Genomic DNA, 18,039 nt, shown 5'->3' with positions numbered 1-18,039 from the left:
CTCATTACCCCCTGGAACTTCCCCCTGGCCATGGGCACCCGCAAGGTAGCCCCCGCCATCGCCGCAGGCTGCACCATGGTGCTCAAGCCAGCCCGCCTAACCCCGCTCACCAGCCAATACCTGGCCCAAACCCTCATGGACGCCGGCCTGCCCGCAGGTGTACTCAACGTGGTTTCCTCCAAGTCGGCGGCAGCTATCTCCGAGCCCATCATGAGCGATTCGCGCCTGCGCAAGGTCTCCTTCACCGGCTCCACCCCGGTGGGTAAGCAACTTCTTAAAAAGGCCGCTGAGAACGTCCTACGTACCTCCATGGAACTGGGCGGCAACGCCCCCTTCATCGTCTTTGAGGACGCCGACATCGACCAGGCGGTTGCCGGGGCCATGGCCGCCAAGATGCGCAACATCGGTGAGGCATGCACCGCCGCTAACCGCTTCATCGTCCACGAATCCCTGGCCGAAGAGTTCTCCCAGAAGTTTGCCCAGAAAATGAGCGAACTGGTGGTGGGCAATGGCCTGGATGAGGGCGTGACCTGTGGCCCGCTCATTGAGCAGAAGGCCCAGGACTCCATGGTTGCCCTGGTTGAAGACGCTGTCGCCAAGGGTGCCCGCGTGCTCACCGGCGGTAAGAAGGGGGAGGGCGCCGGCTACTTCTTCCAGCCCACCGTGCTAGTTGATGTGCCCCTGGACGCTCGCGTAGCCCGCGAAGAAATCTTTGGGCCCATCGCCCCCATCTTTACCTTCAGCAAGGAACACGAAGCCTACGCCCTGGCCAACGACACCGAATACGGCCTGGCCTCCTACGTCTTTACCGAAAACATCGACCGCCTCTACCGGGCTTCTGACCACCTAGAGTTCGGCATCATGGGCTTCAACGCCGGTGTCGTCTCTAACGCGGCGGCCCCCTTTGGTGGTGTCAAACAGTCCGGTATGGGCCGTGAAGGCGCGGCAGAAGGCATTGACGAGTACTCCTCCATTCAGTACATCGGCATGCGTAACCCCTACACCAGCTAGCTACCCTGCGCCGCCGGTCCCCACCGGCGGCCACCCAACTTTTCTGTAATTACAAAACTTTTTAAGGAAAACCATGGCTGAGATTACCTACCGCCTGCCCCAAGAAATCAAGCTAAACGGTCCCGTCCCCGGCCCCCGCTCAGCAGAACTGGCCGCCCGCCGCAGCGCCAACGTACCCGGTAGCGTGGCCTCCACCCTGCCTGTCTACACCGCAGACTCAGACGGTGGTGTGATCGTCGATGTGGACGGTAACTCCTTTGCCGACCTGGGCTCCGGTATTGCCGTGACCTCCGTGGGCGCTTCGGCCCCCAAGGTTGTGGCCGCCGTCCAAGAAGCGGTCAGTCACTTCACCCACACCTGCTTCATGGTCACCCCCTATGAGGGCTACGTGGCTGTTGCCGAGAAACTCAATAAGCTCACCCCCGGCGACTTCGACAAGCGTACCGTGCTCTTCAACTCCGGCGCTGAGGCTGTAGAAAATGCCGTCAAGATCGCTCGCGCCGCCACAGGGCGCAACGCCGTAGTGGTCTTTGACCACGCCTACCACGGGCGCACCAACCTGACCATGGCACTGACCGCCAAGGCCGCACCCTACAAGAAGGGCTTTGGCCCCTTTGCGCCCGAGGTCTACCGCGCACCCATGAGTTACCCCTACCGCGATGGCAACGTCGGCGGTAAGGAAGCTGCCGCCAAGGTCATCGACATGATCGAAAAGCAGATTGGCTCCGAGTATGTGGCCGCAATCCTGATTGAACCCGTACAGGGCGAGGGCGGCTTCATCGTACCCGCCGAGGGCTTCCTGCCCGAGCTCGTCACCTGGGCCCGCGAAAAGGGCATCGTCTTTATCGCTGACGAAGTACAGGCTGGCTTCTGCCGCACCGGTAGCTGGTTCGCCTGCGACCACGAAGGTATCGAACCTGACCTGATCACCACAGCTAAGGGTATTGCCGGTGGTATGCCCCTCTCTGCTGTCACCGGCCGCGCCGAACTCTTCGACAAAGTCCAGCCCGGCGGTTTGGGCGGCACCTACGGTGGTAACCCCGTGGCCTGCGCTGCAGCCCTGGCCACTATCGACACCATGGAAGAGTGGGATCTTTCTGCCCGCGCCCGCCACATTGAAGAAATCGCCCGCCAGAAGCTGGCCCCCCTGGTTGAAGAGCTGGACATCGTGGGTGAAATCCGTGGCCGTGGCGCTATGTTCGCCGTGGAGTTCGTGGCAGATTCCGACTCCAAGGAACCCCACGCCACCGCCGCTAAAGAGATTGCCGCCGCCTGCGCTGAGCGCGGTGTACTCATTCTGACCTGTGGCACCTACGGTAACGTGGTGCGCCTGCTGCCGCCGCTGACCATCGGTGATGAACTGCTGGGCCAGGCCCTGGATATCTTCGTTGAAGAAATCCGCAAGGTCGCCGGCTAATACCCAGCGATAGGCAGGGCGGGTGTCCCCGGCAATCGGCTGGCTGGCATGAATCGTCTGCGAGCTGGTTAGTCGGCCTAGGAGCGCCTAGCCGCATCAACCCTAAGAGACACAAAAGGAATATGATCCATGAGTAACTACCGCGTAGAGGACCCCACCACCGGGCAGATCCTCGAAACTTTCCCCACTCTCACCGACCAGCAAGCCATCCAGGCTGTAGAGCGCGCCCACGCCGCCTACCTGACCTGGCGCAAGACCAGCCTGGAGGATCGTGCGGCCATTGTGCGCCGGATCGGTCAGCTCTTTGAAGAGCGCAAGCAGGAGTTAGCAGAAATCATCTGCACCGAAACCGGTAAGTCCCTGCCCGAAGCCCTTGAAGAGGCTGAGTTCTCCGCCGCGATCTTCACCTACTATGCAGATATCGCTCCTGACCAGCTCAAGGACGAGCCAATCCCCTCCCAGACCGAAGGCTCTGAGGCCTACATTCAGCGTCGCCCCCTGGGCGCCCTGCTGGGAATCATGCCCTGGAACTTCCCCTACTACCAGGTGGCCCGCTTTGCCGCGCCCAACCTGATGCTGGGTAACACCATCGTGCTCAAGCACGCCGAAATTTGTGCCCGCTCCGCCCAGGCTATCGAACAGTTGATGCTGGACGCTGGTCTACCAGCTGGCACCTACCTGAACGTCTTTGCTAGCCACCAGCAGATTGAAACCATCATTGAGCACCCCCACATTCAGGGTGTTTCCCTGACCGGCTCAGAGCGCGCCGGATCCATTATTGCCGGCATTGCAGGCCGCAACCTCAAGAAGGCCGTTCTGGAACTGGGCGGATCTGACCCCTACATTGTGCTTGATACCGACGATGTGAAGGCCGCCGCGGCAACCGCCTGGGGCTACCGCATGTACAACGCCGGTCAGGCCTGCAACTCCAATAAGCGCCTGATCGTCATGGAGGACATCTATGACGAGTTCGTAGCTGAACTGGTTGCCTTGGCCCAGGCTATGAAGCCCGGCAAGCCGACCGAAGCTGACGATACGACCTACATGGCCCTCTCCTCACGTTCTGCCGCTGAGGGCCTCAAGAAGCAACTGGATGAGGCCGTGGCCGCCGGTGCCACCCTGCATGCCGGTGGTGAACTACTCGATGACACCAGCGCCTACTTCTCCCCAGCTGTCCTCACCGATGTTCCTGTGGGTTCTGAGGTCTACTACCAGGAACTTTTTGGCCCTGTTGCTACCGTCTATAGGGTCAGCAGTGATGAGGAAGCCCTGGCTCTGGCTAATGATAGCCAGTACGGCCTGGGTGGTGCGGTCTTCTCCCAGGACCGGGAGCGTGCCGAGAAGCTGGCCCGTCAGCTGGATGTGGGCATGGCCAATGTGAACACTCCTGCCGGGGAGGGAGCTGAGATTCCCTTCGGCGGGGTGAAGAACTCCGGTTATGGCCGTGAGCTGGGCCCCTACGGCATGGACGAGTTTGTCAACAAGCGCCTCTACTTCGTGCAGAAGTAAGAGCCATACGGTCAAGCCTGTCTTCACCCTCTGATAGAGAAGGTGAGGGCAGGCTTCACTTATTGGTGTCGGCTGATATAAATTTTTCTACAGCTATTTATTAGATTCACCAGGCAGTAAAAAGTCATGAGTGGGACGATGATGTGGATATTCTTGCCCGCCCCTGGAGGTCAGAAAAATTATTATGAGTATTGAGGACACTAAAGAAATTAAGAAGAGCATGGATGATGCTAGGGCGTTTAGAGCTTCCCTGGATTCTTCTGGTGTTGTAAACATAGGTTTATAGGGTAAAACGGTGGGCAACTGCGGTAGCTGAGATACCACCTATGCCTACCAGTGGGGCCTTCAGGAAGAGCGATGGTATGGGCTTTAGGGAGGTCTTCATGGGGCATAACTTTCTGTTTGGAATCTAGATTTTCTAGATTTAGGGGAGGGTGTTCCCGGCTTGATGTGAAGAAAGTCTAATTAAGTGGTTCTCTGGTAGCGGACCAATTTATGGTGTTCCATACTTTTACTTTCTTATCTCAAGAGATTAGGGGTGCTACCTGCCTGCGGACCCTCTTGCCCGGTGCGTTTCGCTCGCAAGGGCGATTCGCGCCCCGGCCTTGCCGCGGACTCCGTTCGCTCCTGGGTGTTGCGCACCCGCTCACTTCATCGAGCCGGTAAGCGAGGGCGGTTCTAAGCGGATGATCAGAGAAATTTTCTACTCTTGACTTGCCCGTGTCCAAACCAGTATATTTAGAAGCGCAGAACCCCTCTACACAGGTAGAACAAGGGGTTCTAGCTGTTTAAAGGATCTATATCAGGTGTATTTAAAATAATTGGTTTTCTAGCCACATCTCTTACCGATAAGTACTGTTCATACCATCGATGCGCAAAAGAATGTTTGGGTATTTGGGCGATACTGGCGTTTGCACACCAGGCTACGTGGTCTGCCATCTGCATGAACTGTGATGTCTTAGAGTCCAGGTAAATAGGATCTTCGATAATGTTCCGTTCGGAACGAGGTAGGCTACGGTGAGTATCACGATACGAGGTGTCGCTTCCATCGCCATCCATATAGATAATCCCTAGAGAATGTCTAGATGCAAGCTCTTGATCAATCTTTTGGATAAGCCACTTGTAGACTTTCTGACGGTTAACCGCCAGGTTCTCGGGCTTGCCTGTAGTGCCTGGTGGCACCTGCCAAGAAATATAACAGTGTCTCAGGTCATATGGGTGTGTCTTGTGTGTAGTCTAGTGGGAAAGTGATTCTTGGTGACACCACCTGCCCATAAGGAGAAACTCATGGCTCACCCTCCTGCCAACAGCCCCCAAGCATCAACACCCAACGGGCCAGCCCCCGGTATCTCGGGGGATACCACCGTCCACAAGCTCAAGCCCCGCCACGTCACCATGATTACCCTGGGTGGCATCATCGGGGCTTCACTCTTTGTGGGCTCCGGCAACGTTATTCGGTCCGTGGGGCCGGCTGCTATCCTTTCCTACCTCATGGGTGGTCTACTGGTCTTCCTGGCTATGCGGATGCTGGGTGAAATGGCCGCCGCCCGCCCCTCCATCGGCTCCTTCATGGAATACGCCAGGGTGGGCCTAGGCAACTGGGCGGCCTACCTGGTGGGCTGGCTCTACTGGTACTTCTGGGTAGGGGTGTTGGCCTACGAGGCGGTGCTCGGTGGTGAAACCCTGGCCACCTGGTTCCCCGGCCTGCCCGCCTGGGGTGCCTCCCTGGCCCTGCTTGCAATCTTTGTGGGCACCAACCTCATTTCGGTACGTACTTTCGGTGAAGTCGAGTTCTGGCTGGCCTCCATTAAGGTGCTCGCTATTGTGGTCTTCCTGGGGGCAGGCACCCTCTACGCCCTGGGCCTGTGGCCAGATGCCACCCTGAGCGTGAGCAACCTCTGGGCCCACGGCGGGTTCGCCCCGCACGGCTACGGTATCGCCCTCACCGGTGTTGCCCTGGTGATTTTCTCCTACTTTGGCACCGAAATTGCGGTGATGGCCGCCGCTGAATCTGAGGACCCGGCTAAGGGGATTAGGCAGGCTACCTCCACTATTATCTGGCGCATCCTGCTCTTCTTTGTAGGGGCTATTGCGGTGATCTGCATGGTCATTGCCTGGGATGAGCTACCTGAACCCACCAACGTCGCAGCCGCGCCCTTCACCCAGGTCTTTGAACGCCTGGGGATTCCCGCCGCGTCGGTCATCATGCAGTTGGTTATCTTTACCGCCGTGGTGTCGGTCCTGAACTCTGGTCTCTACTCGGCATCGCGTATGGCCGCTGCGCTCGCCCAGCAGGGCTTCGGCCCGGCCCTCCTAGCCCGTAGGTCAAGTAGGGGAGTGCCGGTCTACGCGCTCTTTGCCTCCACCGTGGGTGGTGTGATTGCTTCCTTGGTGAACTTTGTGGCTCCTGACTCCGGTATTTTTGAGTTCATCATGAACTCCGCTGGCCTGGTGGCGCTCTTTGTCTATGTCTTTATTGCCTTGACCCAGTGGAACCTGCGCCGCACAATGACCCCGGAGCAGGTGGCTGACCTTAAACTGAAGGTCTGGCTTTTCCCTTGGTTGAATATCGTCCTGATTGGCGGGGTGCTTTTTGTTCTGGTGGTCATGATGGGTAGTGAATCGGGTCGTACCCAGGTGTACACCTCGCTGATGGTCACTGTTGCCATGCTTGCCCTGTGGCCGCTGGCCCGCAAGAAGGCCCTGAATGACTAACTGCCTGCGCAGGCACGGCAAGTTACCTTGCCCGGGTGCACACCTGGGGTAGCCTAAGGTGAGATGGATCAGGTAATAGAAAGGTGGCCTTGGTGCTTCTCATGCTGGTAGGGGGCCTGCTCATTGGCCTACTCATGGGCGCCCTGGGCGGCGGCGGCGCTATCTTGGCCGTGCCCCTGCTGGTCTACGGGGCTGGAATGGCACCAGCTTCTGCCACCCTGGCATCACTCGTTATCGTCAGCCTGGGTTCTATTACCGGAATCGCCACGCACGCTCGCACCGTTCGGTGGCGGCAGGGCATTACCTTTGGTGCCCTGGGTATAGCCGGTGCCTCTGTGGGGCGGATGCTATCTGTAGGGGTAGACGGCAGCGCCCTGCTCCTGGCCTTCTCCGCACTCCTAGTAGTGGTGGCAAGCCTCATGGTGACCAAGGCCCTCAGGGCCACACCCGCACGCCCCTCCCACCCCGCTCACACCACCCATCTAGCACCCGGTCGGCTCACCCGCCTCATCGGTGCCGCTAGCGGGGTAGGTTTTCTGACTGGCTTCTTTGGTGTGGGCGGAGGTTTTGCTATTGTCCCCGCCCTCACCCTGATTCTGGGGCTGGGAATGGGGGCGGCTGTGGCTACCTCCCTGCTGGTCATCCTCATTAACAGCCTTATCACTCTCGCCCTGAGCGCCAGCCACCTGGCGGCCCTCGACTGGGCGCTACTGCTTCCCCTACTGCTGACCACCGTGGCAGGAGTACTTGCTGGCGGTTGGGTGGGTAAACGTGTCTCCCGCAGGGCTCTCCAGCTTTCCTTCGCAGGCTTCCTCTACCTTATTTCCATATATATCGCTGTCAGTACCCTCACTCAGTTGGCCGCATCAAGGTAAGGACAGCACACGACGGCTATCCCCACCGACCTCCCCGCACAGATTGATGTGCCCCAGCGCGGTCTCTTCCCCTACGCCAAATACCTTGCCGGGGCATTACTAGTATCTGGGGTCTGCTTTAGGCCAGGGAGAGGAACATTTTTTCAAGTTCCTGGGGGCTGAGTTCCGGGTTATCGGACGCTAGGCACTGCTGAAGGCCGCAGGCCACCACCGCAAAGCTGGCCCGGTCTACCGCCTTGGATGCGGCGGCCAGCTGGGTAACAATTTTCTGGCAGTCATCGCCCTCTTGGAGCATGCGAATAACACCGTTGAGCTGGCCCTGGGCACGCTTAAGACGGTTGATGACGGGTTTCATCTCATCGGGATCGAGTTTCACGGCTTCTCTACTTTCGTGTTTGGGTGGTCCCTACAGAAAAATTATACCCCCCGGGGTTTATCGTATTTTGAGAGCTACACCGCTTTTCCCTGGCATACCTACTCACGGCAGGCATACTGCAAAAGCACCGCCCCTCCCACCTAGAACCAGGGGAGAGGGGCGGCTATTTTTAAGGCGGACTACTGGCAGGTGCCACCTATGAGTTGGCGCGGGTCAGTGCAGCGGCCACATCCGCCAGCAGAGCCGGGACGTCGTCCTGATCCATGACGACTTCTATAAAGACCAGCCTGTCACGGGTTTGGTGGGTGAGCTTGGCAGCCTCGACCAGCTCACGGGCGGTAGAGACCTTGAGCATGAGTACATCGTCCTCCTGTGCGCCCAAAGCCGCCGGAATCAGCTGCCAGTTGTAGGTGCGGATATCGTTGTAGGGCTGGGTGGCTCCGTGGATAGCACGCTCCACCGTGTAACCCTTGTTATTAATGAGCACCACCACCGGGTTAATTTTCTGCTCCAGCATGGTACCGATTTCCTGGAAGGTCAGCTGGGCTGAGCCGTCACCAATGAGCAGAACCCCGCGTGCTGAACGGTCAGCTATAGCCGCCCCCAACATAGCCGGTAGGGTGTAGCCAATAGAGCCCCACAGGGGTTGGCCAATAAACATTGAGTTCTCGGGGAAGCGGCGCGAAGCCATACCGAAGAAAGAGGTGCCCTGGTCGGCCACCACAATATTGCCCGGTGAAAGTTTCTGAGACAGCAGAGACCAGAGAACATCCTGGGTGAGCGGCTCATCCCAGGCGATTACTCCCTGGTTTTCTTCCTCGGCCCAGGGCAGGAGCTCCTTGGGCTGGGCTCCCACCTCAAGGGCAACCTCCCGCACCACATCGAGAGCGGCAGCCAGGGTCAGTGGGGCATAGGTGCGCCGACCAATCTTGGCGGTCTGCGCCCCCAAAAAGACAGTATTCTCGGGGAGCTTCTGCGAGAAACCAGCCGTGGTGGTATCGGTAAAAGTGACACCGGCGCAAATCAGGGCCTCGGCCTGCTCCACAGCATCCTTTGCCCGCGCATCAGAAACAAGGCCGGCATAAATGCCCGCAAAGGCAGGCTTGGACTCATCAACCAGGGTCTTACCCCACATGAGGGTGGCGTAGGGTAGGCCGGTGGTGGCAAGGAGCTGGGCCAGCTGTTCCTGCGCCCCCATGCGGTGAACCAGTAGGTCCGCTAGAACGGTGGCCTTTTTACCTGCAAGTGCTGTGGCAAGATCTGCCCGGAAGGACTCTAAAGCACCGGGGGATGAGAGCGCCTGGGGCAGCTCCAGCGGTGCCTGGGGCGGTGCCACCTCAACCCGGGCCACATCGGTAGCTAGCAGAATATAACCGGGCCGCTTTTGAATCATCATCTCGCGCAGGACGCGGTCAATCTCACCGGTCGCGGTGGCGTGTTCCAGGTTAGCCACAGCGCAGGAAACCTCGGAGGCCATGCGGATAAAGTGGGTGAAATCGCCGTCTCCCAGGGTGTGATGCATGGTCAGGTGGGCGGCCTGAGCATCTTTAGAGGGCGCACCCACAATGTGCAGGACGGGCACATGCTCGGCGTAGGAACCCGCCGTGGCGTTGATAGCCGACAGCTCACCCACCCCGTAGGTGGTCACCAGGGCACCAATACCGTTAACACGGGCATAGCCGTCGGCGGCGTAGCCGGCATTGAGCTCGTTAGCGTTGCCCACCCATGCCAGGGTCTTGTGGGCAACCACGTGGTCCAAGAATTGGAGGTTAAAGTCGCCGGGAACACCGAAAATATCGGTAACCCCCAGCTCAACAAGTCGGTCAAGGAGGTAGTCGCTGACGGTGTAGGTCAAAGGTCGGGCCTTTCTCTGGGGGTAACCACATAATGTTGTTAGCATCACGTTTGTCTCTCTCTATGATAGGGCCGGATGCTAGCTTGAATAAACTGCCCCTAGCCCCAGCGTCACAGGGGCGTAAGAAACCTTCTCGCCTGCCGGTGGGCGTAGACTGACCCTATGAAAGAGCAGGATATTCTTGGGCACCCCTACACAGCCGAAAGCCTTGACCTGGGCGCTGATTCCGAAGGCCCGCTGGTGGCCACTCTGGTTCACCGGCCCGCCGATTCTGGCCCCACCCCGTCAGCGGGTGCTGTGCTCTATGTACACGGCTTTGTGGACTACTTCTTCCAGCGGGAACTGGGGGACTGGTGGGCAGCCCGTGGCTACGACTTCTACGCCCTTGACCTACGAAAGTACGGACGTTCCCTGCGCACCGGCCAGACCCCCTTCTACACCGAGGACATCACCGACTACTTTGCAGAACTGGACACCGCCTGGGAACTAATAACCAGCCGTGACGGGCACCAGCAGGTGGTGCTCATGGGGCACTCCACCGGCGGGCTCATCACCAGCCTGTGGGCGGGGCAGACCGCCCCGCCAGAACTTACCGCCCTGATACTCAACTCGCCCTGGTTGGATCACTTTGAAGGGCCGGTTGCCCAGGCCGGTTTGACCGCCCTGGCCGCTACCGCCGCCCGCCTGAACCCGCGCACCGTCCTCAAAAAGCCCGCACCCGACCCCTACGCCCGTTCCCTGCACCACAGCACCGGCGGCACCTGGGACTTCAAGACCGCCTGGAAGACCCTCGACTTCCCTCCCATCTACGCAGGCTGGCTCACCGCTATCCGGCGCGCCCAGGCTAAGCTCCACCGGGGTACCGGCATCACAGCCCCGGTGCTGGTACTGACCTCAGCCCGCTCCGGGCGGCTGAGCGCACCGGGCCAGAAACATGACTTTGACGCGGTACTCTCTGTTCAGCAAATCCGCCGCTGGGCCCTAGAACTGGGCAACGATGTCACCAGTAAAGTCATTGACGGTGCTACTCACGATGTTTTTCTCTCCGCCCAACCCGCCCGCAGTCAAGCTTACGAACTTATGGGCCGGTTTATGCGGCGGCTGGCAGTGGACTAAGAGGGCGCTAGAGCTGTCTAGCCCTCCGCAGGCTGGGTGGGGGCTATGCTCTCTACCTGCCAGCTAGTTGCCGGGCTGGGGTCTTTGCCGCAGGAGGCCGGCCGGGCAGGTAGCTCTACCTCATGGGCGGTAACTAGCCATGCCCGCCCGTCCCGGTGGGTCACGCGTGCGCTCTGGACGGTTCCGTCTGCCGGTGTGTTTACCCGTTCGGGGCTGAGGTCATTGATTCGTGGCTTCTCGCCCTCTTGGACAAGGTAGGAGCGCACTGTAACTTCCGCTACCTGCTCGATAGGGGTGTGGGCTGAGCGTCCCCTTAGGCCCGCTAAAGCAAGCTGCTCAGACCGGATGTCAGAGGCGAGAGTTAAGGCCTGCTCAAAAGTGAGCCGCCCATAGGTGTAGCCACTGGGTAGGGTGAGGGCAACCGGGCCAAAACGGTGGCCTCCGGTGTGGGAGCACTCCCATACCTGCACCCCGGTGCTCTGCTCCTGGAGGAAAGCCGCCAAGGGGCGTCCCAGTAAGGCACAGCACCGGTCGCGCTTAGAATGGGTGCATATCAGCACCAGGGTTTCACGTGAAACAACTAGTCCGGGTATAGTTTCTGGCTTTTCCAGGGGGAGCGTCAGCAGGTCTGCCACATCTGAAACCTCAAAAGTATAAAGCACGGCAGGCTCAAAGCCCCGACCTCCTACCCGGGCAAGGTAGGCCCTGCGGGACTCCCCACTAGCCATAAGTACCTGGCCCTCCCGTCCCGGCTTACGCACCAGAAGCAGGCGGGCCCCCAGTTGCTCCATGCGCGCCGACAGCTCAGTGGAGAGAGGCTGGCCAAATGCTGACCCATCCAGAATATCTCGCCCCCAGCCACCCGGGTGCTCCACAAGAACCCAGGTAGTTACCTGGGCCGCTGTACCGGGAAGAGCCTCATCGCGAGGTAGAGAGCAGGAACCCGCTGGAAGCTCCGCCTGCTTTCTAACTGTAGGAGAAGTAAAAGCCATACCATCCAGTCTAGGGCCGGTAACAGTGCTCTGCCCATGGGGCCTCTGAGGCGCTACCCCTTGGCTTCATGCAATGCTCTTAGCTGCTACAGACCCGGCCCCTGCTTTTATTGAGGTGGCCTGGTGACTACCCTAGAAGACATGACTCAACCCACCGGCGCCGGAGCGGTGCCCCCACCCGCGGCAGAAGAAGCACAGGCACCCGTTCGACTTGACGCCTGGCTGTGGGCCGTCCGCATCTTTAAGACGCGCTCGCTGGCCTCCAGCGAAGTAAAGGCCGCCCACATTCGGCTTAATGGGGCCCACACCAAGCCCTCCCAAAAGGTGCGCCCCGGAGACACCGTCACCGTGCGTTACCCTGGCTGGGAGCGCACACTGGTGGTACGTAAAACCCTGTCCAAACGGGTCGGCGCACCCGTAGCTGTTACCTGCTACGAGGACATCTCTGCCCCCAAGCCCGCCTACCTGACCAGCGGAACCCTACCCCGGCGCGAACGCGGCGCGGGCAGACCCACTAAAACTGAACGTCGCGCCCTCAATAAGCTGCGCGGCTACGAGAAAGCGTAAGTGCTCACGGCCTCCACTCTCTGCCTGATGCGGTGAGATTCTCAGCACAGCCGCCTACCTGAGTAAGTTCTGTCTGGGCCCTGCTGTGCGGGGTAACGGGCTGGCCGGTGAGCTCATGGAGCGGGTTAAAAGACCAGGCTCCTGCCGCCGGGATAGAGGGCATCTATTGAGCTACCCACCAGGAGAATTGCCGGGCTCAGAAGTTCTAGGAGAAGATGGGCTACACCATCGTGGGAACCCGCCAGTTCTAGCTAGCCCCCGGTGTGCTGGTGCAGGACTTCGCCTACTACCTCCCACTGACAGAAAAACATCCTTCGCAGGTTGGTGTTGTACGATATTCTGTGCCCCCACCCATCTCACATCTTTTGGTGGGGTTGGAGGACACCGTGAAATTTGAGGTTCGCCCACCTCTGCCAGCGGAGGCAAGGGCCTGGGAGCAGCTGCGTATTACCTCCTGGCGAGAAGCCTACGCCGGCGACTTTACCCCCGAGGTCTTTAAGGCTCAGGAGAGCCAGCTAGAAGCCCGTGCCGAGGGCTTTGCCCAGTGGCTCGAATCCACCGCTGGTACCGGTGAGGACGTACAGCCCCAGTTGGGCCAGCGCCGCCGTGCCCTAGTGGCTGTGCGATCAGCGGAAACTGTAGCGGCACCACAGACTAGCCCCGCAGATCTAGGGGGTCTGTTGGGCCTAGCCTTTGCCACCCGCATACCCTATGAGGTGCAGAAACTTGAGATGCTCTACCTGCACCCACAGGCTTTCGGCACCGGTATCGCCCACGCCCTGCTCAGCCGGGTCCTTGACCCCGGTCCCGCCGAGCTAGAAGTACTGACCACTAACGCCCGCGCAATCCGCTTCTACGAAAAAGAGGGATTTGTGCAGGTGCGAACCGATAGGTTTGCCGGACGTAAAACCTACATTATGGCCCGCCCCTAGCTACCCTTGGAACTGCCCAGAGCCTACCTGGTGGAGGGCTCAGCCTAAGAGCTAGGCTAGAAGCTATGCCAAACGCAGCTCAAACCAGACCAGCAGACCGGGGGAGTACCCCCTCCCTGAATCGTCAGATTCTTGCCCTTGCCCTACCTGCCTTCGGCGCACTCATTGCTGAGCCGCTCTTGGTGCTTGCAGACTCAGCTATCGTAGGCCACCTGGGGAGCGCCCAACTTGCGGGCCTGACCTTGGGCTCCACAGTCCTTCAAACCCTGGTGGGCCTCATGGTCTTCCTGGCCTACTCCACCACGCCCGCCGTCGCCCGCGCAGTCGGCGCAGGTGACACCGGGCGCGCCTTTGCCGCTACCCGCAACAGCCTATGGGTAGCCGCTGGCCTGGGAGTATTCTTTGCTCTGCTTCTAGCCCTCCTTGCTCACCCCCTACTCAAAGCCCTGGGCGGTGAGGGTCAGGTACTTACCTACGGCAACGCCTACCTGCTGCCCTCTCTGGCCGGTCTGCCCGGCATGCTCATCGTTCTGGCCGCAACAGGTGCCCTGCGCGGCTTCCAAGACACCAAAACCCCGCTCTACGTCGCCATAGCCGGGGCCGCCCTCAACGTGCTGCTGAGCTGGGTTCTGGTCTATCCTGTGGGCTGGGGCGTGGCCGGTTCAGCGGCCGCAACCGCTCTCACACAATGGGCTATGGCCCTGGTACTCACCGCCTCAGTGCTGGCCCGCACTCGCGGGCAAGAACAGGGCTGGGCACCCGACAGGGCTGGACTGGGGGCCGTCTTTAAGGTCGGTGCCTGGCTGATGGTTCGCGCCGCCTGCATGCGCGTCGCCCTGCTTGCCACCGTCTTCGTGGTCACCGCCCAGGGTGAGAAAAACCTGGCCGCCTACCAGCTCACCATGGCCTTCTTCAACCTACTGGCCTTCGCCCTAGACTCCCTTGCCATTGCCGCCCAAGCCCTCCTGGGTCAAGAGATGGGCACCCAAAACCTGACCACACCCCAGGGCCGTGCCGCCGTCACCCAGCTGAAAAACCGGCTGGTCCGCTGGAGCGTCCTCTTCGGGCTAGTGACCGCCCTAGCCTGCCCCGCCGTAGGGTTCGGTGCGGCCTGGATCTTTAGCTCCGACCCGCAGGTCCAGCACCTCTTTGCCCTCTCCCTGCTGGTACTGGGAGCAGGCCAGCCCCTGGCGGCCTACGTCTTTATTCTGGACGGCGTCCTCATCGGTGCCCAGGATGTGCGCTACCTGGGCCTGGCGGCCTTCTTCACCCTGGCCGCCTACCTGCCGGTGCTGGTGGGCCTCTACCTGTGGTGGGCCGGTAGTTCCTTCCCCGCCGGGGCCACCGCCGCCTACCTGCTCCTCTGGTGCGCCTACGCCCTCTGGTACATGGGCGCTCGCGCCACTACGCTCTGGTGGAGGGCCCGCACCGGCGTCTGGATCCGTTAGCCAGTTTCACCCGGATGCGCGAGCAGCCCGTGCAGTTGGAAAGAAAGCCCGCAGGTTATTGGCCGTCCTGCGTCAGTAGCCCCTCGATAAGACCCTCTACCCGGTGGCCCTGCCCGGTGGTCTGGAGTAAATCAAGGCAGGCATCTAAGGCGGCGGTGGCTGACTCGACCAGCCCCACCCCCTGAAAGAGCTCCCTGGCCCGCTGATAGGCGCTGACAGCGCCCTCAACTCCGCCCCGCTCACGGGCATACTCAGCAACCAGCACGAGCAGACGCGCCGAACGCTCGGGGAAACCCAGCTCAGCATAAGCATCGGCCGCCGCGACCAAGCCCGCCTGAACCTGCTGAGGGTCAGATGTTCCCGCCGCCGCATCCAGCCGCGCAACCAGCTCCTGGGCTAGTAGATAAACCAGGAGGTCAGGGTGCGGTAAGGCACTCATGCCGGTGCCGCTGGGTCGGGCTTCACTGCCCTCCTGAGCAGGAACCAGGGCGCTCTCTACCCGGTCAAGGGCAACTTGGGCAGCAGGCACCACCGCGCCGTAATCCCCCAGAATCTCAGCCACTGGGGCCCACTGGCGTATCGTCTCTACCAGAAGCGCGGGGTGCGCATCACCGGCTACCAGCAGATCAAAAGCCTGGCTCAAGAGGGCGGCAGCTTCAGCTTCACGGCCCACTAGCTTGGTGCAGATAGCGGCCTCAGCCCGTGCCTGCCCCGCCGCCGCAAGCTGACCGGCACCCTCATAGCTAATGGCCTGTTCCAAGTAGGCCTGGGCGGCTCGGTCGTAGCGGCCCTCCGCCAGTAGGCCATCTGTACCCTCACCTGCGGCGGCAGTATCCGGCGACATCAAACCTGCCTGTGCAGAGTCAGTGTAAGAAACAGGCTCACCGGCAGATTCCCCCTTAGGCCCTAAGGGGGCGCTCGCGGCCTGCCCCTCCGGAAGAACCAAGGGGGTGAGAACAGATTTTAGCTCGGCATCTGCCAGCGATTCACTAAAACATGTGTTACCCGCCCGCCGGTCAAAAGCCGCAACCAGGGGTAGGGATTGGGCCAGGGCCCAGTCGTAGAGCTCACCCAGGGTAGCGCGAGACACCTCTGCTGACTGACCTCCCTGGCTCCCGGCAGAAGATGCGGGGGTAAAACCGCTCAAGCCGGTGGGCATCTGTCCCTTCTCCTGGCGGGCCCAGGCCAGACCGGCTACCAGGTAGCGCAAGAAGTTACGGTTATCGCCGGGGTCGCCACCCAGGGCCAGCGCCCGTTTGCCGTGTTTTTTCAACAGAGCAAAGGCGCGCTCTAACTGTTGGCCGCGCGCTAAAATCTCAAACTCTACACCCACATCGTCGGGGTCATAGTGCTGGCTGTTGGCCTGGGCACGCAAAAGCTCCCGCCCGGCCTCCTCGCCCCTGCCCAGGTGAAGCAGGGCCAGGGCAAGCTGGCGGTGGGAGGACGCCGGTTCGCGGTTGCACAAATCTTCGGTCGGGGCACCGAGCGCAACAGCCTGCTCAAACTCCCCGGCGGCCATATGATCCCGCAGATTGCTCCCGTGGCGGCAGGAGCCGCAATCCATCTCGTCCTCACCGTGGGAGAGCCAGCGGGCCTGCCAGGTTTGGGCGGCTTCGTCATCGCCAATATGGGCGGCCCACATGTGTTCGGCACGGTCGGCGGCGCTATCGCCCAGCCCGGCTAGGCGGTAGCGTTTACGCATCTCATCAAGGAGCTGGCGGGCCTGCTCCTTGGAAATCTGCGGGTAGGCGGTCAGGTCGCCGGTGACCCACTTGAACTGCCAAAAGAGGGCCTTGGCGGTTTCGTCGTCAAAGTATTCGGGGTGGGTGTCCCACAGCCGTAAGAGCTTAGAGAAGACCGCAAAAGAGGCGGGGGTTGGCTGGCCAAAGACATAGGCCTCCACCAGGGTTAGGAGGGCCTGCGGTAGAACCTGCTCCGGCCCCTCGTTCTCAAGGGTGCGGGCAATGTACTCTGCGGCGGCGGTGCGCGCGCTCCCATAGGGTAGCGTGCGGGTGTGAGCTATCTTCTGGGTGGCTTCGTGGATGGACCACACGGTGTTTCTCCCTGGTGAAAACTAGGTGTTGGGGCGCAGAGCGGCTTCAAGAAGCTGGGCCAGGCTGTCGCTGAGCAGGGTGGTTTCACTGCCGCGCAGGCCCTCACCCGCCAGCATGAGTGCCGAGAGGTAGAGGGTGTTAATGCCGGGCTCAAAGGAGGGGTGATGCGGCTGGTGCAGTAGCCGCTGGACGTTCTCGTTGGCGTCGTTGAGCACCAGGGTGCGGCTGGGCTCGGTGGATTGACCTGCTAGGGAGCCAAGAAGATCGCCCCACAGCCCATCAGCCTGCTGGGCTTCTTGGGTGAGGTCGCGGCGGCGTTCGGCGTCGGCATCGCGCAGCAGAACTGCCGGTACGCTGGCCGGTTCAAAGACCCGCAGGGTTGCCCCGCAGTCTTGGGGGGATAGTACAGCGCGGGCGAGTTCCAGGGCTGGCATCACGTCAAACTCCCGCTCCATCTCCACAGAGGAAAGGGTTTGGGTCACGTCCTGGCTGGTGAGTTCGGTGACCTGCCAGCCGGGGCGGTCAGCCAGCTTAGCTAGCAGGTCTGAGTCGTAGACGTAGCCGCCGTTGACCACCCATAGGCCTTGGGCGCGGGCCACGGGGGCTATACGGCGGTAGGCCTCGGTGGTGGGAGTGTAGAGAATCTGCCCGGCGGCATCGGTGACCTCGGTGAGGGTGGCAAGCCCCTGGGATGTTTCAAAGGGGAGGGAGCGGGCAACCACATCGAGCATGTCGTCGCTGGCAAGGGCAACAGCGCGTAGGGCTAGGTTGTGGGTCTGCACAAAGCGGTCGCGCAGGGCACTTGGCTCTGCCAGAGCTTGCGTAATCCAGGTTTTGAGCTGGTCCCCGATTGCTTCGCGGGTGAGCAGGAGCACCTCGTCCTCGCGCAACTGTTCGCGGGAGGCGGTGGGGGTCAGCCCCTCAGAATTGACGACCGCCCGCACAAAGAAGGCCCAGTCGGGTAGGAGCGAGTCCTCACGGGAGGCTACCAGCATGTTCTTGACGTAAACCCGGTGGCGGCCAGAACCCGGTGAGACGGCCTGGGGGAGTATGTAGGCGACCCCGCTGGTGCCGGTGGCCGGTACCTCTAGGTCGATCGTGGCAAGTGGGGTGATGCCCAGGGTTTTTTCTGCATAGGTAGCTAGGGCCATGGTGCGTTCATGCTGGTTGGG

14 protein-coding genes and 1 pseudogene are annotated in these 18,039 nt (G+C 60.9%); 9 read left to right on the top strand and 6 right to left on the bottom strand.

Annotation, left to right across the window (positions count from 1 at the left end; genetic code table 11):
• From ACN08V_RS10000 to ACN08V_RS09990, 3 genes are all read left to right on the top strand, one after another.
• A partial coding sequence (locus ACN08V_RS10000) for an NAD-dependent succinate-semialdehyde dehydrogenase (protein WP_419105444.1) occupies positions 1-1,011 on the top strand: 1,011 nt, incomplete at its 5' end.
• Between the two features lie 73 nt (positions 1,012-1,084).
• Complete coding sequence (gene gabT / locus ACN08V_RS09995) at positions 1,085-2,428, top strand: 4-aminobutyrate--2-oxoglutarate transaminase (protein WP_419105443.1); 1,344 nt, start codon at positions 1,085-1,087, stop codon at positions 2,426-2,428.
• A gap of 129 nt (positions 2,429-2,557) precedes the next feature.
• The gene (locus ACN08V_RS09990; protein ID WP_419105442.1) at positions 2,558-3,937 is read left to right on the top strand and encodes an NAD-dependent succinate-semialdehyde dehydrogenase; all 1,380 of its coding nucleotides are present in this window, start codon (positions 2,558-2,560) and stop codon (positions 3,935-3,937) included.
• A gap of 780 nt (positions 3,938-4,717) precedes the next feature.
• On the opposite strand, the gene ACN08V_RS09985 is transcribed toward ACN08V_RS09990, so the two are convergent.
• The gene (locus ACN08V_RS09985; protein WP_419105441.1) at positions 4,718-5,119 is read right to left on the bottom strand and encodes a DUF3800 domain-containing protein; all 402 of its coding nucleotides are present in this window, start codon (positions 5,117-5,119) and stop codon (positions 4,718-4,720) included.
• A 105-nt stretch (positions 5,120-5,224) separates the two neighbouring features.
• Here ACN08V_RS09985 and ACN08V_RS09980 point away from each other — a divergent pair, with 105 nt between their 5' ends.
• Both ACN08V_RS09980 and ACN08V_RS09975 read left to right on the top strand, forming a co-directional pair.
• A complete protein-coding gene (locus ACN08V_RS09980) occupies positions 5,225-6,652 on the top strand; it encodes an amino acid permease (protein ID WP_419105440.1) in 1,428 nt (475 codons plus the stop codon).
• A gap of 83 nt (positions 6,653-6,735) precedes the next feature.
• Positions 6,736-7,527, top strand: coding sequence for a TSUP family transporter (locus tag ACN08V_RS09975; protein ID WP_419105439.1), 792 nt, complete (start codon positions 6,736-6,738; stop codon positions 7,525-7,527).
• 118 nt (positions 7,528-7,645) lie between these two features.
• Here ACN08V_RS09975 and ACN08V_RS09970 read toward each other — a convergent pair whose 3' ends face one another.
• Both ACN08V_RS09970 and ACN08V_RS09965 read right to left on the bottom strand, forming a co-directional pair.
• On the bottom strand, positions 7,646-7,903 hold the full coding sequence (locus tag ACN08V_RS09970; protein ID WP_419098847.1) for a metal-sensitive transcriptional regulator: 258 nt from the start codon (positions 7,901-7,903) through the stop codon (positions 7,646-7,648).
• A 196-nt stretch (positions 7,904-8,099) separates the two neighbouring features.
• Positions 8,100-9,758, bottom strand: coding sequence for an alpha-keto acid decarboxylase family protein (locus ACN08V_RS09965; protein ID WP_419105438.1), 1,659 nt, complete (start codon positions 9,756-9,758; stop codon positions 8,100-8,102).
• Positions 9,759-9,920: 162 nt separating this feature from the next.
• Between ACN08V_RS09965 and ACN08V_RS09960 the strand changes: the two genes are divergently transcribed.
• Entirely contained in the window at positions 9,921-10,874 is a 954-nt protein-coding gene (locus ACN08V_RS09960) for an alpha/beta hydrolase (protein WP_419105437.1), read from the top strand.
• A 17-nt stretch (positions 10,875-10,891) separates the two neighbouring features.
• On the opposite strand, the gene ACN08V_RS09955 is transcribed toward ACN08V_RS09960, so the two are convergent.
• Positions 10,892-11,866, bottom strand: a complete 975-nt coding sequence (locus ACN08V_RS09955) for a sucrase ferredoxin (protein ID WP_419105436.1) — start codon at positions 11,864-11,866, stop codon at positions 10,892-10,894.
• Between the two features lie 141 nt (positions 11,867-12,007).
• On the opposite strand from ACN08V_RS09955, the gene ACN08V_RS09950 reads away from it, so the two are divergent.
• The 3 genes from ACN08V_RS09950 to ACN08V_RS09940 all read left to right on the top strand — a co-directional run bounded on the left by ACN08V_RS09950 (position 12,008) and on the right by ACN08V_RS09940 (position 14,813).
• Positions 12,008-12,433: an RNA-binding S4 domain-containing protein gene (locus ACN08V_RS09950; RefSeq protein ID WP_419105435.1), complete on the top strand. Its 426-nt coding sequence runs from the start codon at positions 12,008-12,010 to the stop codon at positions 12,431-12,433.
• A 386-nt stretch (positions 12,434-12,819) separates the two neighbouring features.
• On the top strand, positions 12,820-13,365 hold the full coding sequence (locus ACN08V_RS09945; RefSeq protein ID WP_419105434.1) for a GNAT family N-acetyltransferase: 546 nt from the start codon (positions 12,820-12,822) through the stop codon (positions 13,363-13,365).
• A gap of 65 nt (positions 13,366-13,430) precedes the next feature.
• Positions 13,431-14,813: an MATE family efflux transporter gene (locus ACN08V_RS09940; RefSeq protein ID WP_419105433.1), complete on the top strand. Its 1,383-nt coding sequence runs from the start codon at positions 13,431-13,433 to the stop codon at positions 14,811-14,813.
• A gap of 55 nt (positions 14,814-14,868) precedes the next feature.
• On the opposite strand, the gene ACN08V_RS09935 is transcribed toward ACN08V_RS09940, so the two are convergent.
• Complete coding sequence (locus ACN08V_RS09935; protein WP_419105432.1) at positions 14,869-16,866, bottom strand: hypothetical protein; 1,998 nt, start codon at positions 16,864-16,866, stop codon at positions 14,869-14,871.
• Positions 16,867-16,887: 21 nt separating this feature from the next.
• Positions 16,888-18,039: pseudogene (locus ACN08V_RS09930) on the bottom strand (HSP90 family protein); the annotation flags it as partial.

It is taken from the genome of Rothia sp. P5766 (assembly GCF_048513555.1).
Taxonomy (GTDB): domain Bacteria; phylum Actinomycetota; class Actinomycetes; order Actinomycetales; family Micrococcaceae; genus Rothia.
The sequence above is the reverse complement of the archived record's forward strand: the minus strand, read 5'-3'. Positions and strand labels throughout refer to the sequence as shown.